Here is a 26933-nt window from a genome sequence, read left to right as displayed (position 1 = left end):
GATCTTATCCCGATTTGCCAAAACAAAAACCAAGGGGAGTGGTGTTAATTGGGTACACACCTTTTTCAACCATCGATGGCCACCATTTATACTCCCAAACAACAGCGTGTTCTCTTAATTATCAGTCTGGTTGTTATTGCCGGTTTTATCTTGATTGGACTGCGTCAATACACCATTGCCCTGCTCGGTTCCGGAATTATCTACGTCATTTTTCGCCCCTGGTTCACCAATCTGGTTCACAAGCGGAAATGGAACCGCTTGCTGGTCACCATTTTACTCATTCTCTTTTCGGTTGTAGTGATTATCATGCCGTTTCTGGCACTAAGCCTGTTGCTCATCAACCGGATTCAGTATTACAGCCAGCACACCGATCAAATTCTGCAATTGATCGAAAAACTGGAAAAAGCCACCGGTATCCAACTGACCGATCAAGCCAACATCAAGAACCTGGTGAAGCAGAGCGCCGGTTTTGCCAGCCAGCAGTTTCCTTCCATTCTGAGTGGTACCCTGGACGTCATTATTTCGCTGGGTTTGCTCTACGTCGGCTTGTACTTCATTTTCATGGAAGAAGAAAAATTTCTGAAGGGGCTGCGTAAATACCTGCCTTTTGAAGATGACACACTCAACGAGTTGGGTGAGGATTTGAAAAACATGGTGAATGCCAACATCCTGGGGCAGGCACTGGTTTCCCTGGTTCAGTCGATTCTGACCGGTTTGACCCTCTGGATTTTTGGGGTGCCCGATGCGGTTTTCTGGGGTACAGTCGCTTTTTTCTTCGCCTTTATTCCGATTCTCGGAACGCCCATTGTCTGGGGACCCGCCGGTATTCTGATGATTTCACAGGGCAATACCGGTGACGGAATCGGCATTTTGGTGGTTGGTGCGGTGGTGATCATCAACGTCGACAACCTGCTCCGGGTTATGCTGGCCAAGCGCATGGGCGATGTTCACCCGTTCGTAACCTTAACTGGTATCGTGCTGGGCGTACCGATCTTCGGCATTTTAGGTCTGGTCATTGGACCGCTCTTGCTGGCCTATTTCATGGTGCTGTTCAAGGTTTTTGAACGCCAAAACGGCAAGTTGCGCCTGGAAGCCGCCAGAGAAGAAAAGGTACTGGAGAAAAAAGCGGAGCGGACAGTACAATAAGTTTTACTAGAAATCATAAATGAAAAATGATGAATGTAAAATGTTAAAGGATTGGCCGGACCAGCACTTTAACATTTTACATTCATCATTTTTCATTTATGATTCATAGGTTTCGAACAAATTGAAATGCTAATCCGGCCGGGTTTTCAGCCTTTTAGGTAATGCAACTCCACGAGTCCCCGCTCATAGGTTTTGGTTTCCACCAACTGCCAGGGATGCGGTTTTTCCGTCGACTGGAACATCGGAATGCCTTTTCCCAGAATAATCGGATGGACAAAAACCTGAAGCTCATCGATCAGCCCGGCTTCGAGTAAGATAGCGTTGATCTGTCCTCCGCCCACCAGAAAAATGTCTCTCCCGGCCTGCTGTTTCAATGCCTGAACAAATGCTACCACATCACTTGCGATAAATTGCGCGTAAGCTGCTTCGGGTCGATTTGAGTTTCGGGTAAAGACGTAATTCGTCTGGGACTTATACGGAAAATCACCAAAGGTTTCGATTAATTTGTACGTTTCATACCCCATTAGTGTCGTATCGACGGTTTCCATAAACGCGTCGTATCCGAATTCTCCCTCGGTAAACAACCAATCGATTTCGCCGTTCGGTCCGGCAATGTAACGGTCTAAACTCGTCGCGATGTACAGTTTTACTTTTCTCATTGTATTTGTTTTTTGAGGCAAAAGTACGCGGCAGCGGTACCGGAGAATTGTATAAAAATTACCCGCGATTCGGTGAGGCCCGGATGTAACAGGGTGATGCGGGGTCGATGGCACCCGCCAGAACATGGTCGCGGTAATCGCCCGGAGTAAGATTCGTCAGGGATTTAAAGAGGTGATTCAGGTGGGCTTGGTCGAAAAAACCGTGCTGATGGGCGAGTTCCGTGAGCGACTGATGCGGTTTTTGAGCTAAATCGCTCGCGAGATCGTTGAGCAGTCGCAGGTGCAAAAACCGCCCGGGTGAGATGCCGATGTGCTTTTTAAACGCCAGCGTGAGCGATTTCGGGCTGATTCGGAGGTCTTGGGCCACTGCTTTGATGATTCCGTCGTGCCAGCGGCTTCGTTGCAGATAATCGACCGCATAAACCAAATAAGCCGGAATGTCTTTGTCAGTCAGGCGTTTGACCAGAAACCGTTCGAGCAGGTCCAGCTTCTCACCGGCGGTTGGTGTGTCCTGCATCCGTCCGTTGAGTTCATCCATCGACTGGCGAAAAACCGTACTTCCCGAAACGATTTGATTGGTTAGTTCCGACGCAGGAATTCCCGTCAGCGATTGCAAGGCCCAGGGTTTCAAAAAAACGCCGAAGGTTTCGTGCTTGCCCGACGTTACGGTTCGCTGCGGGCGCGTATACAAACCGCTGATCCAGTTTTCCGCGTCTTCAACAATCAGCGTGTCGTTTGAATCGCTGACCGAGAAGTGATCCGAAAAATTGAACATCAACTCGTACTGCAAAACCGGCAGGCAAATGTCCTGTTGATCGATGTAATCCGCCGAAATGTGCCAGAGCTTGTGAACGAACAAACGGAGGGATTCGGGCGGTTCCTGGACAATGACGTTCATACGGATTATGGCGGTTCTTTTCCGGTCAACGCTAGCAGTTTTCGGTAAGTTTCTTCAGAAGGAATTGGGTATAAACTGACTCCTGAAAATAATAGAACAACATGAACAATGAGAGTATTGACCCCGGAGGGGGCAAATGTCAATAGCAAATGGGTATCTGAGTAGGCCAAGCGTGCCGGAGGTACGCGATATAGGCGTTAGTTGCGTACCGATCGGTACGCCTGGAACGCTTAAAATGCCGATTTGCTAGTAACATTACGTGCCGCTGGCACTTAAACAACTGGTCGGCAAGGAAATTATCACATAGTTCGCGTTAAAATAAAAAAGTAACGCCGGGAGCGTTACTTTTTACAATTTGCTACGTCTAAGTGGACCGAATTTTAATAGATGGAAAATAGCGCGGCAATTTTCCATATCCCGTTATTTTCCTATTGAACCAAACCAAACTGCCATTTCGGTGGCACCCCGGTTGTTCCAGGCATAATACGGAATCAACGTAACCGGTTTTGCCCCTGCCGATTTCAAGACCGTTACGCCACCCAGCAACTCTTTTCGAAATTCTGGCGTAAAAGACTGATTACTAGAAGTAGTAATGCCAAGTGCCTGCCCGTTGTTGTCTACTCCTTCGGCACAGTACACAATCGGCCCCCGCTCGATGGCCATTTTCCCTTTGGTGGCTTTTACTTTCTCATTTGCCACCACTTCACGAACCGGCATATCCAGCGTCAGCGTCAGCACATCACCGGTTTTCCAGGTTCTGTACAATTTCAGATAACCCTTTTCAACCGTAACCGGCGTCACTTTTCCATTGATGGTCAATTTAATCGAAGGTGCGTTTTGCGTCACATACCGGTACAGATCCCCCGGCATCGGCTGGTTGGTAGCCCAGCCCGGAACACGAATCAGAAGCGGAAATGCTACGGCTTTTTTGGGCGAAACCGTCATTTTGATGGCACCATCCCACGGATAATTCGATTGCTGCCGAATAGTGACCGGCGTTTCGTTCATCGTTACCTCCGTCTGGCTATCGGCAAAGAGGTTGATAAACAGCTCGTTGTTGCGAAGCGCGTAGATGTAACCCGGCAGCGACGGCAAAAACCGGGCGACGTTGCTTGGGCAGCAGTTGATGCCAAACCAGGGCGAGCGCCGGGCCGGTTCGCCGTTGCTAAAGTCTTTTTTGCCGTTTGATGACATCGGATTGACGTAAAAAAAGGAATTGCCTTCAATCGAAACGCCACCCAGAAAACCGTTGTACAACACCCGCTCGAAAACGTCCATGTATTTGGATTCGCCGGTCAACAGAAACAGGCGGTGGTTCCAGAGCAGATTGGCTGTGGCCGCGCAGGTTTCGGCATAAGCCGCGTCGTTGGGCAACACATACGGTTCGTCAAAAGCTTCGCCGTTTTCACGCGCACCGACGCCCCCTGTGATGTACTGCTTGCGGGTCGTGGCATCCTCCCAAATCTTCATGACCGCATCCAGAATCGGCTGGTCGTGCTGAATGGCTGCCAGATCGGTCATGGCCGCATATAAGTATTGTGCCCGAACGGCGTGCCCAGCGGCTTCGGTTTGCTGGACAACCGGTTTCAGGTCCTGAAAATACGTTGGGCCCAGGTTGTGCGCATCCTGGTACAACGACCGCTTATCGCCCCTGCCGCGCATGTCGACAAAGAATCGGGCCAGATCGAGGTAACTTTTTTCACCGGTTAAGCGGTACAGTTTAACAAGGGCGATTTCCGTCTCTTCGTGGCCCGGCACCACAATCATCTGCCCCGGTTTTGGTCCAATGGTTTTAACGAGGTGGTTGGCATTTTTGATGGCCACATCCAGCAGCGTACGTTTGCCGGTGGCCTGAAAATGGGCTATGGCGGCTTCGTAGAGGTGCCCCACATTATACAGTTCGTGACTGCCATTTTCGAACGCATACCGGCTGGGTCCGGCAATCCAGTCTTTCAAACCGGTGCTGTCTTTGAAAATGGTTCGGATGGTATAAATATACCCGTCCGGTTCCTGAGCAGCCGCAAAAAGCGTAATCAGGCTGTCGAGGTAGCGGTCGAGTTTGGGATCATACTTGTTCTGGAGCGTATAAGCGGCTCCTTCCACGACCTTATACACGTCGGATTCATCGAATCGAATGCCATTGAACGTTCCCTTTTTCAGACCACCGGCCACGGCGAAATTGTCGAGTTTGCCGGTTTCTTCAATTTTATGGAATGCGTGCGGGATGGTTACGTTGCGGGCCGCTTCCAGCCGGTTGTACCAGAAACCGGGCTGAATTTTGACCTTGGAAAGCGGAACGGCGGTGATCGGATACTCCTGCGCAAAAACGACTTGCGTGGCTAAAAAAAACGATAAAAACCAAAACGAATAGTTCATAGGTTGAGCTGATTAATTCAATTTAATAACCGTGCCATCCTGAATGGACACCAGCCAGCCTTCCACCGTGGAATGGCCCATTTGATGGTAGAGTTTCATAAAAGACCGCATTTTGGCCTGATCGTTTTCATCGGACTCTTCGGTCAAATAATTGACCAATACCACTTTGTCCGGAAATTGAACCACCCGATTGGGGCCGTTTCGTTGCGGTTTTCCGTTCAAACCGGTGTTGACCAGAATCCGGCGGTTGTTATCAGCCCGGTTTGCCGACGCGAAAAGCGGACTGATATCGGGATGGTTCAACACGGTTTGCAAAGCCGACCACATCGTATCCTGCTCCGACGCCCGCAAAATCCCCTCGGCCACCATCCGCCGAATGGCGCGTTCCGAGTCCTCCGGTTTCTGAATCAGGGACAGGGCCGTACAAACTTTTTGCCACCACGCCCGGCTTTTTTCAAAGGCCGACGTGTCGATCGTCCGCTCGATGCGCCGGAGCCGAAGCGGTTGGTTTCCTTCCCGGTTTCCAACGGTAACCGCGAAAGCGTCACTTAGGGTTAACGAATGTTTGGTCGGTTGGGTTACAAAATCAGACAGCGGGTAGCTCATTTTTCCCTCTTCCCAACAGGGATTGCCCCGAAGATCAGTGAGATAGGTATACAACCAGAAGTCGATGCCGTTGGCATTTTTAAAGCCGCCGTCTTTGGCCGTTGGCGAAAAATCCTGCTTGGCCGCGATGATGTACAGCCGGTCGGTGGGGCGAGTGAAGGCCACATAGACCAGGTTCATGCACTCGACAAACGTCCGGTACAGTTCGTCCTGGTACTGATCTGCCAGGGGTGTTTCGTCCAGGTCTTTTTTGATGGTGATCGATGCGGTTTGCAGCCGCCGGATTTCCTGGTGACCCAGACCCGGAATGGCCAGTTCATCCACCTCACCCAATGGCCATAGATCGGCCCACATTGTCTCGTTGTTGCGCGGTTTATACGACCAGTCGGCATACGGAATGATGACGACGGGGTATTCCAGCCCTTTCGATTTGTGGATCGTCTGGATCGTGACGGCATTCTGGTCGGCTGGGGTGCTGACCGACACTTTCTCCTGGGCGGTTTCCCAGTATTTCAGAAAATCCGTCAGGTGACTGCTGTACCGGCTGCTGTAGGTTAGCACCTCGTCCATGAACCGGAACAGATAGGCACTATCCCGCTCATTTTCGTACAGATCAAAGTAGTCGGCCAGTTTTTCGCACAGTTCATAGATGCTGAGCTGTTGCAAAGCCGTCGGATCGAGCTTGGCCTTGTCAATTTTTGAAACCAGGCCGAAAATATCTTCCTCATCTTCCGCCTTGGCCATCTTGTCCATGTATTCCATCCAGGCAGCATCGGGAAGGTTGGGGTTGATGAGCCGGTGGTACAGAAACAGCATGTCGTAGCGCACCATCCGGTTTTCGGGCTGGTGCAGCAATTGCAGCAGCGAAACCAGAAACCGCACCCGTTCCGACGATTGCAGCGTCAGCGAATCTTCTGAGGTGAGTGGAATGTCGTTGGCTTCCAGATAGTCGGCAATGCGCCGGGCGTTTTTCTTAAACCGGCACAAAACCGCCACATCGCCGTACTGATAGCCATCGGCCACGGCTTTCTGAATCAGTTGCAGCGTGCGCTCCACCATTCGGGCGTTGAAATCCGGCTCATCCCCGTCGGCGTTTTTAGCCGCAAACCGATCCGGTTTTTCGATGAAATCAAGCTGAACGTGCCCCTGCACCCCGGCTTTGGCCGATGCCTGCCGGAATTGCTCATCGAACACCTCCGTTACTTTTTGGAAATCCGTATTGGCGTAGAAATCCGCCATGAACCGAAAAAAGCCGTTGTTGAATTCCACGATGGATTCTGCACTGCGCCAATTGGTGGCCAGCCGGTCGGGTTGGAGGTGGTGTTGCAAACCGGATAGCCGCTCGACCGTCATGTCACTGGTTTCGTGCGCCGACAAAAGTGAATCCAGTTTGCCGCTGTGCAGGGCGACGATCTGGTCCATGTCGCCCCCGCGAAACCGGTAGATGGCCTGCTTGGCATCGCCCACAGCAAGGTTAAACCGTTGATAGGCTAAGTTGTTGTCTATTAGAGGTAACAGGTTGACAAACTGAAGTTTTGATGTATCCTGAAACTCGTCAATCAGAATATGGTGAAATTTTTCGCCGAGCCGTTCGTAGATGAAGGGAACCGGTTCTTCGGTTACCACTTTCACAATCAGGCGGTTAAATTCCGAGATATGGATCCGGTTTTGCTCGCGTAACAAATCGTCACATTCCTGTTTGATTTGCTTTAGCAAGGCCACTTTCTGCAAATGCTGTTCGATGGCTCCGAATGTCCGGTAGCGCAGAAGACTGTCCTGCCGAAGCTGTTCGATTTGCCGAATGTATTCCCGCAGTTGCTCTTTAATGGCCTCAATCTGAAGTTGTTCGGGGGTCAGATTCTTCTTGCCCGAATGCCAGACGTCGTCGTCGATGGCTTTCCGCACATACGAGTTGGGATCTTCCGGAAAAGAAAAGAGCGAAATTCGCTTCTTGAAATACGCTCCGACGCCTTTGTCGCCGTAGTAAAAGGCCTTTTCGGGAATACCGGCATCCTGAATGAGTTGGTATCCTTGCTGAGCCAATTGCTCGATCATCGTCTCAATTTCCCGGTTTTTCTCGCGCAGGTTGCGCCGAATGGTCCGGAAATTTTCGGGATTCAGTTCCTTGAGTTTCTGCACGAACTCGTAGTTCCGGTCGCCCAACTGGCCTTTGGAGAAATCGGCGAGCGTACCGGCGAGGCTATACCAGCTTTTTCCGTCGGACGCATTATCGAGGTAAAATTCTTCCAGGGCTTCCGACAAATAGGGGTGATCTTCCTGTCCCACTTTTTCCAGCAGCCGGTCGATGGCCGTTTGCAAAACCGCATCGGTATCCATTTCCACCTCAAAACTGTACGGTAATTCCAGATCGTCGGTGAAAGCCGTTACCACGCGCTGCACGAAGCTGTCGATGGTCAGAACAGAGAAGGAAGAGTAGTCGTGGAGAATGGAATGGAACGTCAGCCTGGCCCGATTTTGCAGTTCAGCAGGTTCAAGCTGTAACTCGCTGGCTAATTCCGAAAGCTGGGAGTTCAGGTCACCGGAAGTGATTTTCCGGAGCTGCTCCAGAATCCGGTCCTTCATATCCCGTGCTGCCGCGTTGGTGAAGGTCACCGCCAGAATGTTCTTAAACTGGTGGGATTCAAAGCCTTTGCCGGATTGGGAACGGTCCCCCAAGGCCAGTTTGAGGTATTCTTTGGTCAGTGTATAGGTCTTCCCCGATCCAGCCGATGAACTGAAAATTTTGAACATAGAGGAAAGGTAAGCAGGTTAATGTTGTAACGCGGAGTTAAGCGGAGAAAAAGAGAGTTGAGCAGAGTTATTGTTCCCTCCGCTCAACTCTCTTTTTCTTCGCTTAACCGCCGGGCGGCCCCGTCCGCGAAATAACCTATAAATTCAGGCGTATCCCCAGTCCGGATTGCAGACCCATGAAAAACGGAGCGGGAATTACTTCAACATAAGCCCCGGTTTCCAGAAAAACGGAGAAGGGTTTGTTGGGCAGGAAATACTCCAGACCCGCCACGCCCGAACCGCCAATCGAAATCGTGTTGTCGTAGGCATTCACGAGGCTGAACTGATCGGGATAATACCGTCGGCTGTTCAACTGCCCCCCAAAGCCGAAGTAATAATGCAGGGTTTCCGACTTGCCAATGCCGCCGTGCCAGAGGTAATGTCCCTGAACCGTAAAACCGACATTCTTGTACATCCCTTTGCGGTAACTGCGCCGGTTGCCATAAATGCCGCCGTAGGTGCCGACATTCAGATCGAAGGCATGATTTTCACCGAAATACTTCCGGATATTGACACCGGCCGGTTCGCCGATGCGGAAACCGATGGCCCAGTTGTTGGTTTGCGCTTCGGCCCGCTGGCTGATTGCCAAGCCAACCAACAATACAATCAGCAGAGAAAAATTTCTTTTCATACGATTCATTGATACTTAAACGGTTGTAGTCAAGCGGTTTGCGAACGTTTTCAGCATGGCCAGCACCTGTTCGTTTTCCGAAGGTGTTCCAACGGTGATGCGCAGACAGCCTTCGCACAGTTTAACCCGATGCCGGTCGCGAACAATAATTTGCTGGTCGATGAGGTAGTCGAAAACCGCTCTGGGATCGTCAAATTTCACTAAAATGAAGTTGGCGTCTGAAGGATAAACGTGACGAACCAGCGGTAAATTGAGCAGTTTCGTAATTAATTCTTCCCGCTGGGCCAAAATTTGAGCCACCATCGCATCTTTGGTTGGTACCTGATTGAGGGCTTTCAGTAACAAATGCTGCGTTGGGCCGCTGACGTTATACGGCGGTTTTATTTTATTCAGCACCTCGATCAGGGCTTCGGAAGCGAAGCACATGCCCGACCGCAAAGCCGCCAGACCCCAGGCTTTCGAGAAGGTTTGCAGAACCACCAGATTGGGGTACTGATCCAGCAAAGCCGTAAACGATTCGGTATCCGCAAAGTCGATGTACGCTTCGTCAACCACCACCAATCCATTGAAATGGGTGAGCAGCGTAAAGATTGCTTCCCGGTCGATGAGATTCCCGGTCGGGTTGTTGGGCGAACAGACGAACAGCAATTTTGTGTGAGGCAGGATGGCCGCCAAAACCGCCAGGACATCGATCTGAAAATCAGTCGTTAGCGGTACTTTGATCAATTGGACGTCGTTGATGGCTGCACTGACTTCATACATCCCATAGGTGGGCGGCAGAATCAGGATGGAATCCGAACCCGGTGTGCAGGTCGCCCGCACCAGCAGATCGATCGGTTCGTCGGAACCGTTGCCGATGAAAATCTGCGTGGGCCGAACGCCCTTGATGGGTGCCAGTTTGGCCTTAATCGCCAGTTGGTGCGGGTCCGGGTAGCGGTTATAGTGTTCTTCCGAAGCCGACCCGTCGAGTGTCGACCCAGCGATCGTCGACCCGTCGAGAGTCGATCCGAATGCGTTTTCGTTGGCGTCCAGAAAAATTCCTTCTTTTCCGGTGTATTCGTCGCGGGCGGAGGAGTAGGGCGTCAGCGTAATGATGTGGGGGCGGAGGATGGTATTGAGGTCAAACATAAAATCAAAAAAATACTTACGTAATCGATTGTAAGGAAATTACCTGTAGACCCGATATGTCTTCGAAGTCGGCGGTATTATTCGTTAAAACGGGTAAATTATACACCAAAGCCGTCGCAGCAATGATGGAATCGGCCAGAGAGCGTTTGCGCTGTTGCCGTAAACGGATGGCTTCGGTGATGATGGCGTCTGTTATAGGAAAAATTGATGCTGCATCCAGTAGACGTTCCAGTTCAATCCTATCGGTTGGCTTGAGTCTGTGGTATCCTAAAACCTCCAGTGTAGAAATTAACGAAACATAACTTGTGTTTTGCCTTTCCTTTAAATAAGCCCGTAAGGTGTCAAAACCAGGATTGGCAAAGTAGATCAGAATATTGCTATCCAGTATCATTCCTTGCGACCATCAAGTTCCCGATCCCAACTTCGGATTTCGCGCTGCCATTCTGATGGGTCACCCATGGAGGTTATTCCGCCTTTTGCCGCAATTTGTTCTGCGATTTCAACAAAAGATAATTTAGAATCACCCGGCTGTGGCTGCATTTTGTTTACTACCCGTGCATTCAATTTGGGTAAAAGTGCGAGAAGTAATTCTTTATCCTCAGGAGTTGCTATCTCAATTGTTAATTGTTCCATCACCACATCTTTTTAGCAAGATAACAAAATTAGGGCGAATTAGATCATTCCAGACTCGCCAGCCGCAGACTCACCGCGCGCTTGTGGGCCAGTAACGATTCAGCTTCGGCCATGGCCTCAATCGTGGGTCCGAGGTTGCGAATGCCTTCCGATGAAATGTGCTGAACCGTAATTTTCTTGACGAAACTATCGAGCGAAACCCCGCTGTAGGCGCGGGCAAAACCGTTGGTCGGCAGGGTGTGGTTCGTGCCGGACGCGTAATCACCCGCGGATTCGGGGGTGAAGTTACCCAGAAAAATCGACCCGGCATTGGTAATCCGTTCGGCCACGGCTTCGGCGTTTTCAATGCTCAGAATCAAGTGCTCAGCGGCATAATCGTTCAGCAGATCGATGGCGTCCTGCTGGGTTTCAACCAGAATGGCTTTGCTGTTTTCGATGGCTTTGGCGGCCAGGTCGCGCCGGGGCAGTCGTTCCAGTTGCGTCGTTAACGCCAAATTGACCGTCGTTACCATTTTTTTACTCGTAGAGACCAGTAACACCTGGCTGTCGGCACCGTGTTCGGCCTGCGACAGCAGATCGGCGGCCACGAAAGCCGGAACGGCGGTGTCGTCGGCATAAACCGCTACTTCCGATGGCCCCGCGGGCATGTCGATGGCCATGCCTTCTTTCGCAACCAGCATTTTCGCTGCCGTCACGTATTGGTTTCCCGGTCCAAAAATCTTGTACACTTTCGGAATCGAGGCTGTTCCATAGGCCATCGCGGCAATGGCCTGCGCCCCGCCAATCCGGAAGAGTTGGGTTACGCCCACCAGTTGAGCGGCATACAGAATCGCCGGGTGATCGCTGGGTGTACAAAGAATAATCTCCTTACAGCCCGCCAGTTGGGCCGGAATTCCCAGCATCAATACCGTGCTGAACAAGGGAGCGGTTCCGCCCGGAATGTACAGCCCGACCTTCTCGATGCCCACACTCCGACGCCAGCAGGTGACGCCCGGCATGGTTTCGATCTTTTCGACCGGTTGCCGCTGTGCTTCGTGAAACGTCCTGATATTCTGGTAGGCCTGTTGAATGGCGGTTTTCAGTTCCTCGGAAAGCTGGCTTTCGGCGGCTGCGAGGTCGCCGGGCTGGAAGGGCAAACCGGTGTAGGCGATTTTGTCAAATTTCAGCGACAGTTCCGCCAGCGCCTGATCACCCTGCGTCCGAACTTGTTCCAGAATGGGGGCAACCGCTTTTTCAATCGTTTCGGTAGACTGCACCGGCCGGGCCAGCAGCGCGGGCCAGTCGGTGCGAGGAGGAAAAGAAAGGATTTTCATGAGGAGACAGGAGAGGATAGACAAGAGAATAAAGACAAAAAGCAAACGCAGAAACGTCTTTTCTCTCTTGTCTATCCTCTCTTGTCTACCAATCAATAAATCATTTTTTCGATGGGAATCACCAGAATGCCCTGCGCCCCGGCGGAACGGATGGCTTCGATGTTTTCCCAGAAATCGTTTTCGTTGATGACCGAATGCACCGAACTCCAGCCTTCGGTCGCCAGGGGCGTCACCGTGGGGCTTTTCATGCCCGGCAACAGCGATTTGATCTGATCCAGGGCCGCATTCGGCGCGTTCAACACAATGTATTTGTTGTTCTTGGCAGCCTGAACGGCTTTGATCCGGAACAGCAGTTTGTCCAGCAGACTCTGCTTTTCAGTCTCCAGCGTGGAGCGGGCAATCAGGATGGCTTCGGAGCGGAAAATAACCTCCACTTCTTTCAATCCGTTGCTCAACAGCGTACTTCCGGAACTGACAATGTCGCAGATGGCTTCGGCCAGACCAATGCCCGGCGCAATTTCAACGGAACCGCTGATGACATGAATATCCGCCGAAATGTTCTGATCGCGCAGGTAATTTCCCAGAATGAGGGGATACGAAGTCGCGATGTTTTTACCGCTCAAATCCTGAATGCCGTTCCACTCGTTTCCGCGGGGAATGGCGAGCGACAGGCGGCATTTGGAAAAACCGAGCCGATGAACGGTGTCGATGTTGCGGGCTGATTCGACGGCCACGTTTTCACCGACGATGCCCAGATCAGCTACGCCGTCTTCGACGTAACCCGGAATATCATCGTCGCGCAGGAAAAGAAATTCGGCGGGGAAATTCGATGAAACGGATTTCAACTTGCCGGTGCCGTAGTCGAAGCGGATGCCACACTCTTTGAACAACTGGTACGAATCCTCGCTCAGCCGCCCGGACTTTTGTAATGCAATACGAAGGATAGAAGACACTTTGAATCGGGTCTGGATTTGAAAGCGCAAAGGTACGAAAAAAACGCACCGCATAGCCGCCATTACCACAAGATCGGCGGATTTGCCGAAAGCGGTTTCCCGGAGCGGACGTTGGCCCGGAATCAGCTAAAATAGCTTTCGGCTTTGTACACTTTGTTCTGAACGGTGGCGGAAGTGACCGTATAGCTGAATCCTTTCTGTACCGAAAATGCTCCCACCTCGCCCCGACGGTTCAGGGCGATGAAACCGACCTGAAAGTCTTTCGCCTTCACAGGGTCGCGTTTGATGATTCGTTCGACCGCCCGCCGACAGGCTTCTTTGGGGTTCATTCCCTGGCGCATGAACTCAACGACCAGGTGCGAACCACACATCCGGATCACTTCTTCGCCCTGACCCGAGCAGGTAACGGCACCCACTTCATTATCGACATACAAGCCCGCGCCGATAATCGGCGAATCGCCGACGCGCCCCCGCATTTTGAAGCCCATGCCGCTGGTTGTACACATCCCCGACAGGTTTCCGGCCGCATCGAGGGCCACGGTTCCCATGGTGTCGTGATTGGGCGTTCCGTCCTCTAGTTTGTTGGGTGCGAAAGCCTTTTTACTTTTGGAAGGAGACGGTTTTTGGTTTTCGACGTTGATGATGGGTTTGTACTCGGATTTTTCGAGCCATTTCCGGTAAGTCTTGTCGGCATCGGCGGATAAGGTGCCGGGTTCGAGCGCAAAACCGTTGGCCACCGCAAATTGCTGTGCGCCTTCGCCAACCAGCATGACGTGGGGCGTCGTGTCCATTACTTTCCGGGCAACCGAAACCGGGTGTTTGATTCGTTCCAGAAACGCCACGGAACCGCAGTTGAACCGGTCATCCATGATGCAGGAGTCGAGGGTAACGCGACCATCGCGGTCGGGATTGCCACCCAGTCCGACGCAGCAATTGATGTCGTTTTCAATCGCAATACCGGCCTGCTCCACAGCGTCGATGGCTTTGCCGCCACGTTGCAGCACCGGCCAGGCTCCGCCATTGGCAATGGTGCCACTGTCCCAGGTAGAAACCACCAGGGGCTGGCCCGCGATTCGACTACCCGTTAAACCCGGCAGGCTCTTCAGGCTGAAATGAGACAGTGGAAATAAAGCTCCCAAACGGAGAAACGAACGCCGGCTTTTCATACTAAAATGAAGAAATGTCAATGAAGGTGAAACTGGGCTGCAAGTTAACAGCAAAGTAGTTTCAAAAAACCGACGGCCCGTCCTTTACAGTGAATTGTAGTACGCAAATACGTCCATCAAGGCCGTTCGGGTTTTTAAATCCGGTTTTTTCTCCTTCAAATACACATTGATGGTGTCTTCCTTGTCTTGCATGATACTCAACAATCCTTTGCGGCCTGGGGTGAATTTGGTGAGCGTTTTGCCATCGCTGGTATACCAGATGGCCTCTTTGATCAATTCGGTATCCTTCGATCCGGTGCTTAAGGCGACGTTGTAGGTAGGTTTCTTGACGTAAATCTGGTGGCGAATCAGGAGTTTGAGCTTTCCGTCGCTCACCTGTTCAAAAAAACCGCGAACGTCTGCCGGGGCACCGGCTTCGGTTGCATTGATGAAGGTCGTCGTCTGTCCCTTTTGTTCTATGGTAAACTGTTTCACGCGTTCGCCACTGACGGCTTTCACGGTTCGGTTGTCCATCAGAAATTCGAGGTCGTTGGCCGTGATGTTGTAGCGAACGGGGACGTTAACCAGTTCCTGAATCGGTTGAACGCCCGGTTTGGCAATATTCTGGTAAAACAAAACCGTCGTTTTGGCAAAGGTGGTGTCCAGATAGGGGTAACCCAGGATTTTTCCTTCCGGCCCCGCCATCGTGTAAATAGGGGTGATGTCGTAATTAGACGCACGGAAATAAGCCCCCTGATTCAGCAGGTCGCGGGTCACGTTGGGAATCTGAGCCAGAGCACTGGAAAAGATGCCCATTACCAGGAACGCCGGCAAAAGGAGGGCGCGTTTCAGGGAAAACGTAGTATTCATAAAAGTCTTGCCGATGTGGTTAGGGTCGCAATATGAACAGTAAATCGGGGCCTTTCAAGACTTTTTACCGAAACGTACATTCTCAATCAATCACCGAATGAAAAATACCATAGTCGCTCTGTTATTTCTGGTTAGCCTGGGGCCGGTTTTCGCCCAGAAGAAGCTATTTCCGCAGGCCCCCGGTATGGTGTCGTATACGTATCGACACAGTTTTCAGAAAAACGTGGCGGCCACGCTCGATACGATCAAGGCGCTGGGAATCACCGATATGGAGTTCTCGAATCTGTTTGGTAAAACAGCCGCCGAACTGCACAAACTTCTCGATGAGCGCGGCATGAAGTGTTCGTCGTTTGGCGTGGGGTATCCCGATGCGCTCAACAAAACGCAGGAAGTGGGCCAGAATGCCAAAACCCTCGGTGCGAAGTTTGTCCGTGTGGCCTGGATTCCGCACGAAGGCCCGTTTACGCTCGACATGGCCAAGAAAACCGTCGCCGATTTCAACCAGATTGGCAAGAAACTGAAAGACGACTTCGGGATCATGTTCTGTTACCACAACCACGGATTTGAGTTTCAGCAACACGAGAACGGAACCCTGTTCGATTACATCGTGCAGCAAACCGACCCGAAGTATGTGGGCTTCGAAATGGACATTCTGTGGACGGTTTTTCCGGGCCATGACCCCGTTGCTCTGTTGAACAAATACGGCAAACGGTTCAAGCTGATGCACCTGAAAGACCTGCGCAAAGGAATTGTCGGCAACCTGTCGGGCGGCACGCCGGTGGAAAACGACGTGGCCCTGGGAACGGGACAAATCGACCTGCCGGCCGTTCTGAAAGCTGCCAAAAAAGCGGGTGTCGAACACTATTACATTGAAGATGAGAGCCCCAGCATTGCCACCCAGGTGCCGCAGAGTATCGCCTACCTGAAAAGTCTGTAAGGCTGCTGAAGCAGTATTGGTTCGATCGGCAAGGGTTACACCCCGCGTAACCGTTGCCGAAACCGGGCGGGCGTAACGCCCTGCTTCTTTCGAAACGCCTGGACAAAATAGGAAATGTTCTCAAAACCAGACTGTTCGCTGATGAACGTAATGCTTTCGTCGGTTCGGGTCAGGAGGTCACAGGCGTAGCGGATGCGCAGATCGGTGACAAACTGCGTAAGGGTTTGCCCCATTTGCGATTTGAAATACCGGCAGAACGCGGCCGGATTCATGTTGGCTAATTCGGCGATTTCCACCAGCGAAACGGGCGCTTCGACCTGTTGCATGAGGTGGCCGATCACCCGGCTGAGCCGCTCGCTTTGCCGCGTGACCTGCTGATTGGGAACGTAGCCCGGAGCGATGGGCAGCACGGCTTCGGAGTGGGCAATCTGGTCGAGAATGTGCAGCAGGGCGGTCAGTTGCGTCAGCCCTTCGTTCTCCAGCAAGGCCACGAGCTGGCGGGCCACGTCTGTCCGAAGCGGTTCCAGCAGTTTCAGACCGATGCCGGCCCGGTTGAGGAGCCGTTGAATCGGTTTGGTTTCGGGGAGTTCCCAGAAGGGTTCGCCCGCAAACTGGGGCGCAAACCGGGCGACAATGGCTTCGGCCGAAGCCGGATTTTCCGCTTCCGGATGCACCACATCATTCTTCCAGTAGTGCGGCAGGTTAGACCCCAGCAACACAATTTCACCGCCGGAAAACCGCTCGATGGTGTGTCCGATAAACCGCATACCGGTACTGTTTACGACGAAGTTTAATTCGATTTCCGGGTGAAAATGCCACGGATTGGTAAAAAACGGCAGCCGCTCGTGCCGTAAGTCGAACGAGCGGTGGGGTTGTTGCGGAACCAGGAGACGATCGGGGCGCATCGGCTGATGAATGAGGTACGATTTGCAGTTTTAATCAGAACAAGGGATAAGATGCAAATTTTGTGATAGTATTTGCAAATTTGCTGTCAAAAAAATGAAATTAAATAGCAGAATTTTGCTGCTATGAATGGAATCGCCCTAAAACTCATTACGGTTGGTATCAGCCTGTCATCGCTGGCCCTCGCACAACCAGCCAATACCCTCAGCCCGGCCGAGAAGAAAGCCGGTTGGCAATTGCTCTTCGACGGCAAAACCACCACCGGCTGGCGGGGGGCTTACGCCGACCGGTTTCCTGCCAAAGGCTGGGTTGTGAAAGACGGTGAGCTGCGCGGGGAACTCCAGGATGGTGCCGAATCCGGCGACGCCGGAGACATTGTCACCCTGAAAAAATACCGCCATTTCGAGCTGGTGTTCGAGTGGAAACTGGGCAAAGGCGGCAACAGCGGGGTGAAGTATTTCATCGAGGAACGACTGCCCAAGCCCGCCATTGGCTCACAGGCGGGGTACGAATACCAGCTTATCGACGATGCCGACTATATTTATAACGGTAAAAAGCTGCCCCAGGATTTGAAAACCGCATCCATCTACGATGTGGTGGCCGCGACCAAACCGGACGTGAAAATGGATGTCTGGCACCGGTCGCGCATTGTCGTCAACTCCAATCAGATCGAACACTGGCTCGATGGTGTGAAAGTCCTGACCACCAACCGAACCTCCGATGCGTTCCGGCAGGGGGTGACCGATAGCAAATTTAACAGCTATGCGGGTTTCGCCGACATTCCGGAAGGCCACATTCTGCTCCAGGATCACGGCCACAGTGTCGCGTTTCGGACCATCAAAATCAAACCCTTGCCATGAACCGACGTCATTTTCTGAAAAATAGTGCCGTTGCGGCCAGTGCCGTGTCAGCGGTGGGTATTCCAACCATCGTACCGGCTTCGGTGTTTGGCAAAAACGCCCCTTCCAACCGCATTGCGGTAGGCCTGATCGGAACCGGTCGCCAGGGCTACGGACAGAACCTCCAGGGTTCCGATCTCAAAACCATCGGGGCGCGGATTCCGGGCCTGCTCGATGTGGCCGACGCGCAGGTGGTGGCGGTTTGTGACGTGGATAGCTGGCGGATGGGCAAAGCCAAAACGGCCATTGAAAGCCATTACGCCCAAAAAACCGCCAGCGGGACCTACAAAGGCTGTTCGACCCACCGTGATTTTCGGGAGATCATTGCCCGTAAGGACATCGACGCGGTGATGATTTCGACGCCCGACTACTGGCACGTGCCGATGGGGATTCTGGCGGCCAAAGCCAAAAAACACATCAGTTGCGAAAAACCGCTCAGCATGAGTGTGCATCAGGGCCGATCGCTGGTCGATGCGTTGAAAAAATACGGTGTCGTGAACCGTACTGATAGCGAATTTCGGTCGGTTCGCCCCCAGAATCAGGCGGTTGAACTGGTTCGGAACGGGCGCATCGGCAAGCTCCGGAAAATCGAAATCTCGTTTCCGTCGGACCCCGACCCCGTTCCGGCGCAGGCCGATATGCCCGTCCCGAAAGAACTGGATTATGAATTGTGGCTGGGACCGATGCCCTTCGTGCCGTACACCGACATGCGGGTACACACACCCTTCGATCTTCAGAAACGACCGAACTGGATGCGCGTCGATACTTACGCACAGGGAATGATTGCCAACTGGGGGGCGCATTATTTCGATGTGGCGCAATGGGCCAACAACAGCGAATATTCGGGGCCGGTGGAAGTGGAGGGGAAGGGCGAATTTCCGAAGAGCCTCTGGAATTCGATGATCAACTTCACCGTGACGTACCGCTATGCCAACGGCGTTGAAATGACCTGTGTGCAAAGCCCGACGAGCAAACCGTCCATCAAATACATCGGGTCAGAAGGCTGGATTCTGGTCGATAATTATCCCGGTGTCATCAGCAGCAGCAATCCCGCTTTACTAACATCGAAGCCGACCGGGAGTGAACTGGATTTGTCGAAAACGCTCTGGGACAAGGTGGATTTTGTGGATGCCGTCAAAACCGGTCGCAAAACCCTGGAACCGATTGAAGTGGGTCACCGCACGATTTCGATTTCGCAAATTGGCCTGATTGCCTGTCAGATCGGCGAAAAACTGACCTGGAATCCGGAGAAGGAGTTGTTTGTCGGAAACAATGCCGCCAATGCGCTACTGGCGGCTCCGCTGGCGCGGAAAGAGTGGGCGATGTAAACTCATCAGAAGGAACTTATGAAAAAACTGGCGTTTTTTTTCGCTGCGGTATTGCTGAGCGGTTTTGTGCTGGCGCAGAAGGGTTCGAAAATTCAGAATTCTTTCTTTGTGTTGCACAACGCCATCCGGGGCGATTCAACCTATAAAACCTTCGATCAGCAGGTGGCTTTCATCAAGAGTCTGGGCTACGACGGCGTCGAAATCAACCTCCTGGATTCATTCGAAGGCATGAAAGCCGCGCTGGACAAACACCACTTTACCGGCTCGTATTTCTACATCAAAATCAACCTCGATTCGCCGACGCTGGACCCGCGCATCGAACCGTATATCCGGGCGTTGAAAGGCTCCAAAACAATTCTGGCCCCGTTTATTGTCAGTGACAGCAAGCGGTTTACGTCGCCATCCGCTACCGCAGACTCCATCGTGGTCAGTCAACTGCGGCAGATGGGTGAGTGGGCCAAAGCGGCCAACTTGCAGGTGGCGGTTTATCCGCACGTCAGCTTTTATGTCGAAAAAATCGACCACGCACTGCGGCTGGTTCAGCAGATCGACCGGCCCAACGTCGGGCTGACGTTCAACCTCTGCCACTGGCTGGCCACGACGCCCAAAGCCAGTCGGAGCGACTGGAAAGGCTTGCTGACGACCCTGAAACCGCACCTGAAAATGATCACCATCAGCGGAGCAAACGATGTGGATGCCGCCGGCATGGACAACGGCCCAACGGGCGTCTGGAATCAGTACATTCTGCCGCTGGGAACGGGTAGTTTCGATACCTACGAACTGGTTCGGTATGCGGTTCAGGAACTGGGTTTTCGCGGACCGATCGGTGTGCAGTGTTACGCCATGAAAGGCGACAAACCCACCAACCTGCGGAATACGATGGCGGCCTGGCAGCAGTTTCAATCCCGTATGGCCCGGCGCTGAAACCGTCTCCGATTTTTAGTCTTTTCTCTCTTTTCTCATCTCTATCATCACCCATACAACCATGCCTTTTACCAGCGAACACCTCCAGACTTACCAGCGCGACGGCTACGTGGTCGTACGAAATCTGTTTACCGAAGCCGAAGTGGAACGGCTTTACAGCCTGGCCGTGGGCGATACGGTGTTGAGTACCAAGACCTACGACCGCGTCGATGCCTCGGGCATGAAAACCAAACTGGCGTTGTGGTATGCGCTCGATGAGAGTTTATACAGCAAGTTTGCCCGGTCGGCACGGATTGTGGAAGGCGTGGAGCAGATTCTGGGCGGGCGGGCGGCCCATTACCACTCCAAACTGATGCAGAAAGAACCGCGAACCGGCGGGGCGTGGGAGTGGCACCAGGATTATGGTTACTGGTATAAAAACAACGGATTTCTGTTTCCCGACATGCTCTCCGTGCTGACGGCACTGACACCCGCGACGAAGGAAAACGGCTGCTTGCAGATGATCAAAGGCTCGCACAAAATGGGCCGGGTCGAACACGGTTTTTCCGGTGAGCAGGTAGGCGCAGACATGGAAAAAGTGAACGAAGCGTTGAAAATCATGCCGCTGGAATACCTGGAAATGGAGCCCGGCGACACGGCGTTTTTTCACTGCAACACGCTGCACGCGTCAGCGGCCAACTTGTCCGACAAACCCCGCTGGTCGATCATCACGGCGTATAACCTCGCGAGTAACAAACCGTATAAGGACGTTCACGAAAGCAGCTACATACCCATCGAGTCTTTCGACGGCGATCTGCTGGCCGAAACCGAAGCCGGTATTTCGGAAACGGCGGATTTTTTGGTGAAAAGATAGGTAATTATTTCATCGCTTTCGCCCCTAAATCCCCTGAAGGGGACTTTCAGCATCCAGATTAAGCTGCGTCCAAGTCCCCTTCAGGGGATTTAGGGGCGAAAGTGGCTACTCTAACGTCTCTTGTCTAAAAAAATGACCCTCCAATTTTTTGCCCCTGCCTGGGGAAATACACTGCCCTTCGATCAGTTTTGCCGGAACGTGAAAGCCGCGGGATACGCCGGTGTCGAAATGGCGCTGCCATTCGAAACCGGCGAGAAAAACGCCATTCTCGATAGTCTGGCGAAACACGGTTTGGCCTTGATCGGGCAATACTGGCAATCGTTGGAATCCGATCTGGACACGCACGCGGCCAATTACGAAAAGTACCTGCGCCACCTGATCGACGCCCGGCCGGTATTCATCAATTGCCAGACGGGGAAAGACTTTTTTGCCTTCGAACAGAACCGTCGGCTCTTTGAACTCGCCGACCGGATTACGGCGGAAACCGGTGTTCGGATCACGCACGAAACCCACCGGGGAAAAGCCCTGTTTGCGGCTCACATTGCCCGGGATTACCTGCAAAAACTCCCTGACATCCGGCTTGCCCTCGACATTTCCCACTGGTGCAACGTCCACGAATCGCTGCTCGAAAACCAGGAGGACGCCGTTAAACTCGCCATTCGGCATACTGACCACATTCACAGCCGGGTGGGGCATCCCGAAGGGCCGCAGGTCAACGACCCCCGCGCCCCGGAATGGGCCGATGCGTTGCAGGCACACCTGAACTGGTGGGATCAGGTTGTGGGCATACACCGCGAAAACCAAACCGTCCTGACCGTCACCACCGAGTTTGGCCCCGCGCCATATTTGCCCACGCTGCCGTATACCCAAATGCCGGTCGTGAATCAGTGGGAAGTCAATGTGTTCATGATGAATTTGTTGAAAGAGCGGTATTGAAAAGCGATGCCAATCACATTGATCGGTCGGTGGCATTTCTCCGTTTTATACCTACCTTTGCAGCCCATTATGCGACGTCTGAATGCAGGTAATTGAGGTTGGCCAAAACGCAACATACCAGAAGGAGTTTATCCGGTTTCCGGTGCGCTTATACCGCAACGACCCCAAGTGGATCCGGCCGCTGGACACGGATGTCGAGGAAGTTTTTGATCCGGCCCGCAACAAGCGGTTCGAAAACGGCGAATGTGTCCGGTATGTGTTGCTGAACGACCAGCAGGAAACCATCGGGCGGGTCGCGGCATTCGTAGACCGGGACATTGCGAATCTTGATAATGACCAACCAACGGGCGGACTGGGTTTCTTCGAGTGCATCGACAACCGGGCGGCCGCGTTTTTGCTCTTCGACACGGCCCGGACCTGGCTCCAAAACCGGGGGATGGAAGCGATGGACGGCCCCATCAACTTCGGCGACCGCGACCGCTGGTGGGGTTTGCTGGTCGATGGCTTCGACCGGGAGCCGAATTACTGCATGCCTTACACCAAACCGTATTACATTGCTTTCTTCGAGGAGTACGGTTTTCAGGATTACTTCAAACAGTTTACGTTCGGGATTCCCACTACCTGGTCCAAGCTGACCGGGATGTCGCAGGCCGTGAAAGACCGCGCCCGGCGTATTTACGAAAACCCCGACTACAGCTTTCGAACGATTGACAAGCAGCAACTGCCCGCAGCGGCTGAGCAATTCCGGCACATCTACAACGCGGCCTGGGGTGGCCACAGTGGCGTCAAGGAAATGACGGCGGCTCAGGCCCAAATGCTGATGCAGAAACTGAAACCGGTCATCGACGAGAACATCATTTACTTTGCTTACTACGGCGATGAACCCGTCGCCTTTTTCGTTTGCCTGCCCGAACTCAACCAGGTGTTCAAGCACGTCAACGGCAAGCTCGATCTGATCGGCAAGCTGAAGTTTTTGTGGCACATGATCCGGAAAACCAACCGGAAAGCGTTCGGGGTCGTTTTTGGCGTTGCGCCCGCCCACCAGGGCAAAGGACTCGAAGCGGCCATCGCCCTCCGCATGCCCCACGAAGCCGATCACAATCCGGCCTTTCAATATACTGAGCTGGAAATGAACTGGGTAGGCGATTTCAACCCCATCATGGTGCGGTTTGTCAGCCAGCTCGGCTCGACCATTGTCAAAACCCATGTGACGTATCGCTACCTGTTCGATCGAACCAAACCGTTTAAACGGTGCCCGGTGATTGGTAGGAAAAAAGAAAAAAGCTGAGGGATAAGTAACCTTCGCAAATCGCCCCTAAATCCCCTAATTGATTGAAACATAAAAACCACCGAATTGCTATTTCGGCTTATAGCCCACTGCTTTAGCTGTGGGTAAAGCGACAAGTACCCCCCCACTACCAGAACCGTTTTAACGGTTTCATCGTCCGGTAAACCGTTAAAACGGTTTCGGAATGATTCGGTTTCGTTTCAATTTACCCACAGCTAAAGCAGTGGGCTGATAAACATTCATTTCGGCGGGTATTTTGTTTCAATCAATTAGGGGATTTAGGGGCGATTTGTAAACACATTAGATGATCATCAGGGTATTGCTTTTCTTCGTTTTTTTTAAAGGTGGTTTTCTGAATCCGGTTTTGTCCCTAAAGCTTCCTGTTTTCATCATAAGTCGTTTGTTTTCTGAGTAAAAAAGTTGATTCTGGAAGGAAATTGCGGGGATTTAGTTTGATTTGATAGGTCGATGACGTTACTCCTTTCGTAGATTTGTAACATTGACTTCCTTTCTCATCACCTAACTAATTCCCCTCATGAGGAAAATTTTCCTGACTGGTATACTGACCTGGGGCCTTGCCCAGATCGGCTGGTCGCAGGTTACCTTTCCCCGGAATGGCGTCTACGACGAACGACCGGGGCTTTATGCCTTCACCAACGCTACCCTGATTGTCGATTCAAAAACCACCCTTGAAGGGGCCACCTTACTCATCCGCAACGGGCGCATCGAAGCCGTTGGAAAAACCGTCAGCATTCCGGCGGGAACCGTGGTGGCCGATTTGAAAGGGAAACGCATTTATCCGGCCCTGGTCGACATCGACTCGGACTACGGGATGCCCGAACTCCGGCGAACTCCGCCAGCCGGTGGCCGGGGTGTGCCGCAATACGACTCCAACAAAAAAGGAGCTTTCAACTGGAACCAGGCCATTCAGCCCGAAACCGACGCCGGAACAATTTTCAAAGCTAATGTCGCTCAGGCCAATGAACTTCGGAAACTGGGCTTCGGGGCGGTGGTAACGCACCCGCACGACGGCATTGCCCGGGGTAATTCGGTGCTGGTAACGCTCGCCGATGACCGGGAAAACAACGTCGTGATCCGCGACCGGGTTTCGGGCCATTATTCATTTAGCAAAGGCACCTCGACCCAAACCTACCCGAACTCGCCGATGGGTGCGGTGGCGCTGTTGCGACAAACGTATTACGACGCCGACTGGTACAAGAAAGCCGGGAAAACGACCGAGTCCAACCTGTCACTCGACGCCTTCAACCAGTTGCAAACCGTCCCCTCTGTTTTTGAAGTACCCGACAAACTGGGTGTTCTGCGGGCTGATAAGATCGGTGAAGAATTTGGAATTCAGTATATTATCAAAAGTGCCGGGGACGAATACCAGCGAATTGAAGAAGTGAAAGCCACGGGAGCCTCGCTGATTGTTCCGCTGAACTTTCCGCAAGCCTACGACGTAGAGGACGTCTGGGATGCCGATAACGTGACGCTGGCCGAACTGAAACACTGGGAAATGGCCCCGGCCAATCCGGCGATGCTGGCGAAAGCCGGGGTGCCGTTTGCGCTGACGACGGCCAACCTCAAGAACAAAACCGACTTCTGGGCGAACCTCCGCAAAGCCATCGACTACGGCCTCACCGAGCAACAGGCACTGGCGGCACTGACGACGACGCCCGCCCAACTCCTGAAAATAGACAATGAAGTCGGTAGCCTGAAACCGGGTTTGCTGGCGAACTTCATCATCACGTCCGACAACCTGTTCAGCGCCGATAATGTGGTTCTGGAAAACTGGATTCGGGGAAAGCAGTATGTGTATACGGATAAAAATGCGGCTGATTTGCGCGGAACCTACAACCTGACCATCGGCGACCGCAGCAACCTGAAGCTGAACATTACCGGAAAACCGGGAAAACCGGACTATGCCGTGATGGCCGATACTGTGAAACTGACGCCGAAAGTGGCCCTGACGAACGACCTGATTTCGTTGCAACTTCAACTTGATAAGAAACAACCGGGAACCACCCGCTTAACCGGCTACCGCGACGGTACGACGCTGAAAGGCGAAGGCGAAATGCCGGATGGCAAGCTTGTAAAATGGACGGCGGTTTTGGCGCAACCGTTCTCTTCAACGGCCATTGCTAAAGCGGATACCGCGAAGAAAACCGCCCCGCAGTTCGGGAAGTTGCTGTATCCATTTATTGGTATGGGGAACCTCGAAAAACCCAAAGCGCAGACCCTGCTGATCCGGAATGCGACGGTATGGACCAACGAGAAAGACGGCGTGATGCCCAATGCGGATGTGCTGGTGCAGAACGGAAAAATTGCGCAGGTGGGCAAAAGTCTGGCAGCACCGGCGGGTGCGCAGGTGATCGACGGAACGGGCAAACACCTGACCAACGGCATCATCGACGAACACTCGCACATCGCGCTCTATTCCATCAACGAAGGCGGACAGACGAGTTCGGCGGAGGTGCGGATGAGCGACGTCATCAACTCGGAAGACATCAACATTTACCGCCAACTGGCCGGGGGCGTCACGACCTCGCAACTGCTCCACGGTTCGGCCAACTCCATCGGCGGGCAGTCGGCGATTGTGAAACTGAAATGGGGCGAAGCTCCGCAGGAAATGCTCGTGAAAGGAGCCGACGGTTTTATCAAATTTGCCCTCGGCGAAAACGTCAAACAGGCCAACTGGGGCGATGGTGTCCGGATTCGGTTTCCGCAAACCCGGATGGGGGTGGAGCAGGTCTACTTCGATCATTTCACCCGCGCCCGCGAGTATGACAGCGCCTGGAAAGCGTATAACTCGATGAACGCCAAGGAGAAAGCCAAAGCCGTGCCGCCCCGCCGGGATGTGGAACTGGATGCGCTGGCCGAAATCCTGAACAAGAAGCGGTTTATCACCTGCCACAGCTACGTGCAATCCGAAATCAACATGCTGATGAAAGTGGCGGATTCGCTGGGCTTCAAAGTCAACACGTTTACACACATTCTGGAAGGCTACAAAGTGGCCGACAAGATGGCGAAACACGGTGTCGGCGGCTCGACGTTTTCCGACTGGTGGGCCTACAAAATGGAGGTGAAAGACGCCATTCCGTACAATGCCGCCCTGATGGCACGGGCGGGTGTGCTGGTTTCGATCAACTCGGATGATGCCGAAATGGCGCGCCGACTGAATCAGGAAGCCGCCAAAGCGGTTGAATACGGCGCGATGTCGGAGGAAGATGCCTGGAAAATGGTGACCCTCAATCCGGCGAAACTCCTGCACCTCGACAGCAAGCTGGGCAGCATCCGGGCCGGTAAAGACGCCGACCTGGTGCTCTGGAACAACAATCCGCTGGCGATTTATGCCCGGCCCGAAAAAACCATCATCGATGGCACGGTTTATTTCGACCTGCAGGACGAAGACCGCAAGCGCGATGACCTGCAAAAAGAACGCGCCCGGCTGATTCAGAAGATGTTATCGGCTAAAACCGGTGGTGCCTCGACCCAACGGCCCACCTTCCGCCGTCAGCGGATGTGGCACTGCGAAGACGTGGAAGGCGTCATGGCGGAAGGGGAGGAACGGGAAGCAGAAAAATAACTGTCCCAGAACCCCTGCATTTGCCCCTAAATCCCCTAAAGGGGACTTGGACGCAGCATCTTCCGGACGCGTAAAGTCCCCTTTAGGGGATTTAGGGGCAAATGCAGGGGAATGGGGCAAAATGCAAACTA

Annotated in this window: 22 protein-coding genes; 9 read left to right on the top strand and 13 right to left on the bottom strand. The window is 52.8% G+C overall.

Annotated elements, in window-relative coordinates; all coding sequences use genetic code 11:
- Positions 1-75: 75 nt before the first annotated feature.
- A complete protein-coding gene (locus tag F0P93_RS05425; protein ID WP_150875255.1) occupies positions 76-1146 on the top strand; it encodes an AI-2E family transporter in 1071 nt (356 codons plus the stop codon).
- Positions 1147-1292: 146 nt separating this feature from the next.
- Here F0P93_RS05425 and F0P93_RS05420 read toward each other — a convergent pair whose 3' ends face one another.
- The 12 genes from F0P93_RS05420 to F0P93_RS05365 form a co-directional block, all read right to left on the bottom strand.
- Positions 1293-1805: a dihydrofolate reductase family protein gene (locus F0P93_RS05420; RefSeq protein WP_191908731.1), complete on the bottom strand. Its 513-nt coding sequence runs from the start codon at positions 1803-1805 to the stop codon at positions 1293-1295.
- A 58-nt stretch (positions 1806-1863) separates the two neighbouring features.
- Entirely contained in the window at positions 1864-2703 is an 840-nt protein-coding gene (locus tag F0P93_RS05415) for a helix-turn-helix domain-containing protein (protein WP_150875253.1), read from the bottom strand.
- 420 nt (positions 2704-3123) lie between these two features.
- Complete coding sequence (locus F0P93_RS05410) at positions 3124-5079, bottom strand: glycoside hydrolase family 127 protein (RefSeq protein WP_150875252.1); 1956 nt, start codon at positions 5077-5079, stop codon at positions 3124-3126.
- 12 nt (positions 5080-5091) lie between these two features.
- Positions 5092-8436 carry a UvrD-helicase domain-containing protein gene (locus tag F0P93_RS05405; RefSeq protein ID WP_150875251.1) on the bottom strand — a complete coding sequence of 1115 codons (3345 nt, stop codon included), beginning with the start codon at positions 8434-8436 and terminating at the stop codon, positions 5092-5094.
- Between the two features lie 136 nt (positions 8437-8572).
- Entirely contained in the window at positions 8573-9106 is a 534-nt protein-coding gene (locus tag F0P93_RS05400; RefSeq protein ID WP_150875250.1) for a hypothetical protein, read from the bottom strand.
- Positions 9107-9121: 15 nt separating this feature from the next.
- On the bottom strand, positions 9122-10234 hold the full coding sequence (gene hisC / locus F0P93_RS05395; protein ID WP_150875249.1) for a histidinol-phosphate transaminase: 1113 nt from the start codon (positions 10232-10234) through the stop codon (positions 9122-9124).
- Between the two features lie 16 nt (positions 10235-10250).
- Entirely contained in the window at positions 10251-10625 is a 375-nt protein-coding gene (locus tag F0P93_RS05390; RefSeq protein ID WP_150875248.1) for a type II toxin-antitoxin system VapC family toxin, read from the bottom strand.
- Positions 10622-10867 (bottom strand): hypothetical protein, encoded by a 246-nt coding sequence (locus F0P93_RS05385; protein WP_150875247.1) that lies wholly within the window; start codon positions 10865-10867, stop codon positions 10622-10624. Before F0P93_RS05385 ends, F0P93_RS05390 begins: the two co-directional genes overlap by 4 nt.
- Positions 10868-10911: 44 nt before the next feature.
- Complete coding sequence (hisD, locus tag F0P93_RS05380; protein ID WP_150875246.1) at positions 10912-12180, bottom strand: histidinol dehydrogenase; 1269 nt, start codon at positions 12178-12180, stop codon at positions 10912-10914.
- Positions 12181-12272: 92 nt separating this feature from the next.
- Positions 12273-13133, bottom strand: coding sequence for an ATP phosphoribosyltransferase (gene hisG, locus F0P93_RS05375; protein WP_150875245.1), 861 nt, complete (start codon positions 13131-13133; stop codon positions 12273-12275).
- A 122-nt stretch (positions 13134-13255) separates the two neighbouring features.
- Positions 13256-14299, bottom strand: a complete 1044-nt coding sequence (locus F0P93_RS05370; protein ID WP_150875244.1) for an isoaspartyl peptidase/L-asparaginase family protein — start codon at positions 14297-14299, stop codon at positions 13256-13258.
- An 84-nt stretch (positions 14300-14383) separates the two neighbouring features.
- On the bottom strand, positions 14384-15148 hold the full coding sequence (locus F0P93_RS05365) for a hypothetical protein (RefSeq protein ID WP_150875243.1): 765 nt from the start codon (positions 15146-15148) through the stop codon (positions 14384-14386).
- Between the two features lie 97 nt (positions 15149-15245).
- Between F0P93_RS05365 and F0P93_RS05360 the strand changes: the two genes are divergently transcribed.
- On the top strand, positions 15246-16085 hold the full coding sequence (locus F0P93_RS05360) for a sugar phosphate isomerase/epimerase family protein (protein WP_150875242.1): 840 nt from the start codon (positions 15246-15248) through the stop codon (positions 16083-16085).
- 35 nt (positions 16086-16120) lie between these two features.
- Here the strand turns inward: F0P93_RS05360 and F0P93_RS05355 are convergent, their stop codons facing one another.
- On the bottom strand, positions 16121-16990 hold the full coding sequence (locus tag F0P93_RS05355; RefSeq protein ID WP_150875241.1) for an AraC family transcriptional regulator: 870 nt from the start codon (positions 16988-16990) through the stop codon (positions 16121-16123).
- 123 nt (positions 16991-17113) lie between these two features.
- On the opposite strand from F0P93_RS05355, the gene F0P93_RS05350 reads away from it, so the two are divergent.
- The 7 genes from F0P93_RS05350 to F0P93_RS05320 all read left to right on the top strand — a co-directional run bounded on the left by F0P93_RS05350 (position 17114) and on the right by F0P93_RS05320 (position 26802).
- Positions 17114-17848 (top strand): 3-keto-disaccharide hydrolase, encoded by a 735-nt coding sequence (locus F0P93_RS05350; protein WP_150875240.1) that lies wholly within the window; start codon positions 17114-17116, stop codon positions 17846-17848.
- Positions 17845-19215, top strand: a complete 1371-nt coding sequence (locus F0P93_RS05345) for a Gfo/Idh/MocA family protein (protein WP_150875239.1) — start codon at positions 17845-17847, stop codon at positions 19213-19215. The genes F0P93_RS05350 and F0P93_RS05345 overlap by 4 nt, the downstream gene beginning before the upstream one ends.
- Positions 19216-19233: 18 nt before the next feature.
- Positions 19234-20139 carry a sugar phosphate isomerase/epimerase family protein gene (locus F0P93_RS05340; RefSeq protein ID WP_150875238.1) on the top strand — a complete coding sequence of 302 codons (906 nt, stop codon included), beginning with the start codon at positions 19234-19236 and terminating at the stop codon, positions 20137-20139.
- 61 nt (positions 20140-20200) lie between these two features.
- The gene (locus F0P93_RS05335; RefSeq protein ID WP_150875237.1) at positions 20201-20992 is read left to right on the top strand and encodes a phytanoyl-CoA dioxygenase family protein; all 792 of its coding nucleotides are present in this window, start codon (positions 20201-20203) and stop codon (positions 20990-20992) included.
- A 132-nt stretch (positions 20993-21124) separates the two neighbouring features.
- Positions 21125-21928, top strand: coding sequence for a sugar phosphate isomerase/epimerase family protein (locus F0P93_RS05330; protein WP_150875236.1), 804 nt, complete (start codon positions 21125-21127; stop codon positions 21926-21928).
- Between the two features lie 82 nt (positions 21929-22010).
- Positions 22011-23216 carry a hypothetical protein gene (locus tag F0P93_RS05325; protein WP_150875235.1) on the top strand — a complete coding sequence of 402 codons (1206 nt, stop codon included), beginning with the start codon at positions 22011-22013 and terminating at the stop codon, positions 23214-23216.
- 535 nt (positions 23217-23751) lie between these two features.
- Positions 23752-26802, top strand: a complete 3051-nt coding sequence (locus tag F0P93_RS05320) for an amidohydrolase family protein (RefSeq protein WP_150875234.1) — start codon at positions 23752-23754, stop codon at positions 26800-26802.
- Positions 26803-26933: the final 131 nt, after the last annotated feature.

Source organism: Larkinella humicola, assembly GCF_008727875.1.
GTDB lineage: Bacteria > Bacteroidota > Bacteroidia > Cytophagales > Spirosomataceae > Larkinella > Larkinella humicola.
This window is presented reverse-complemented; position numbering and strand designations above follow the sequence as displayed.

Coding starts and splice junctions, on each gene's coding strand:
- F0P93_RS05400 (WP_150875250.1), bottom strand. CDS start 9,106: ATGAAAAGAAATTTTTCTCTGCTGATTGTATTGTTGGTTGGCTTGGCA.
- F0P93_RS05345 (WP_150875239.1), top strand. CDS start 17,845: ATGAACCGACGTCATTTTCTGAAAAATAGTGCCGTTGCGGCCAGTGCC.
- F0P93_RS05425 (WP_150875255.1), top strand. CDS start 76: ATGGCCACCATTTATACTCCCAAACAACAGCGTGTTCTCTTAATTATC.
- hisD (WP_150875246.1), bottom strand. CDS start 12,180: ATGAAAATCCTTTCTTTTCCTCCTCGCACCGACTGGCCCGCGCTGCTG.
- F0P93_RS05325 (WP_150875235.1), top strand. CDS start 22,011: ATGCAGGTAATTGAGGTTGGCCAAAACGCAACATACCAGAAGGAGTTT.
- F0P93_RS05335 (WP_150875237.1), top strand. CDS start 20,201: ATGCCTTTTACCAGCGAACACCTCCAGACTTACCAGCGCGACGGCTAC.
- F0P93_RS05390 (WP_150875248.1), bottom strand. CDS start 10,625: ATGATACTGGATAGCAATATTCTGATCTACTTTGCCAATCCTGGTTTT.
- F0P93_RS05360 (WP_150875242.1), top strand. CDS start 15,246: ATGAAAAATACCATAGTCGCTCTGTTATTTCTGGTTAGCCTGGGGCCG.
- F0P93_RS05405 (WP_150875251.1), bottom strand. CDS start 8,436: ATGTTCAAAATTTTCAGTTCATCGGCTGGATCGGGGAAGACCTATACA.
- F0P93_RS05355 (WP_150875241.1), bottom strand. CDS start 16,990: ATGCGCCCCGATCGTCTCCTGGTTCCGCAACAACCCCACCGCTCGTTC.
- F0P93_RS05320 (WP_150875234.1), top strand. CDS start 23,752: ATGAGGAAAATTTTCCTGACTGGTATACTGACCTGGGGCCTTGCCCAG.
- F0P93_RS05370 (WP_150875244.1), bottom strand. CDS start 14,299: ATGAAAAGCCGGCGTTCGTTTCTCCGTTTGGGAGCTTTATTTCCACTG.
- F0P93_RS05340 (WP_150875238.1), top strand. CDS start 19,234: ATGAAAAAACTGGCGTTTTTTTTCGCTGCGGTATTGCTGAGCGGTTTT.
- hisC (WP_150875249.1), bottom strand. CDS start 10,234: ATGTTTGACCTCAATACCATCCTCCGCCCCCACATCATTACGCTGACG.
- F0P93_RS05415 (WP_150875253.1), bottom strand. CDS start 2,703: ATGAACGTCATTGTCCAGGAACCGCCCGAATCCCTCCGTTTGTTCGTT.
- F0P93_RS05420 (WP_191908731.1), bottom strand. CDS start 1,805: ATGAGAAAAGTAAAACTGTACATCGCGACGAGTTTAGACCGTTACATT.
- F0P93_RS05350 (WP_150875240.1), top strand. CDS start 17,114: ATGAATGGAATCGCCCTAAAACTCATTACGGTTGGTATCAGCCTGTCA.
- F0P93_RS05365 (WP_150875243.1), bottom strand. CDS start 15,148: ATGAATACTACGTTTTCCCTGAAACGCGCCCTCCTTTTGCCGGCGTTC.
- F0P93_RS05330 (WP_150875236.1), top strand. CDS start 21,125: ATGACCCTCCAATTTTTTGCCCCTGCCTGGGGAAATACACTGCCCTTC.
- F0P93_RS05385 (WP_150875247.1), bottom strand. CDS start 10,867: ATGGAACAATTAACAATTGAGATAGCAACTCCTGAGGATAAAGAATTA.
- F0P93_RS05410 (WP_150875252.1), bottom strand. CDS start 5,079: ATGAACTATTCGTTTTGGTTTTTATCGTTTTTTTTAGCCACGCAAGTC.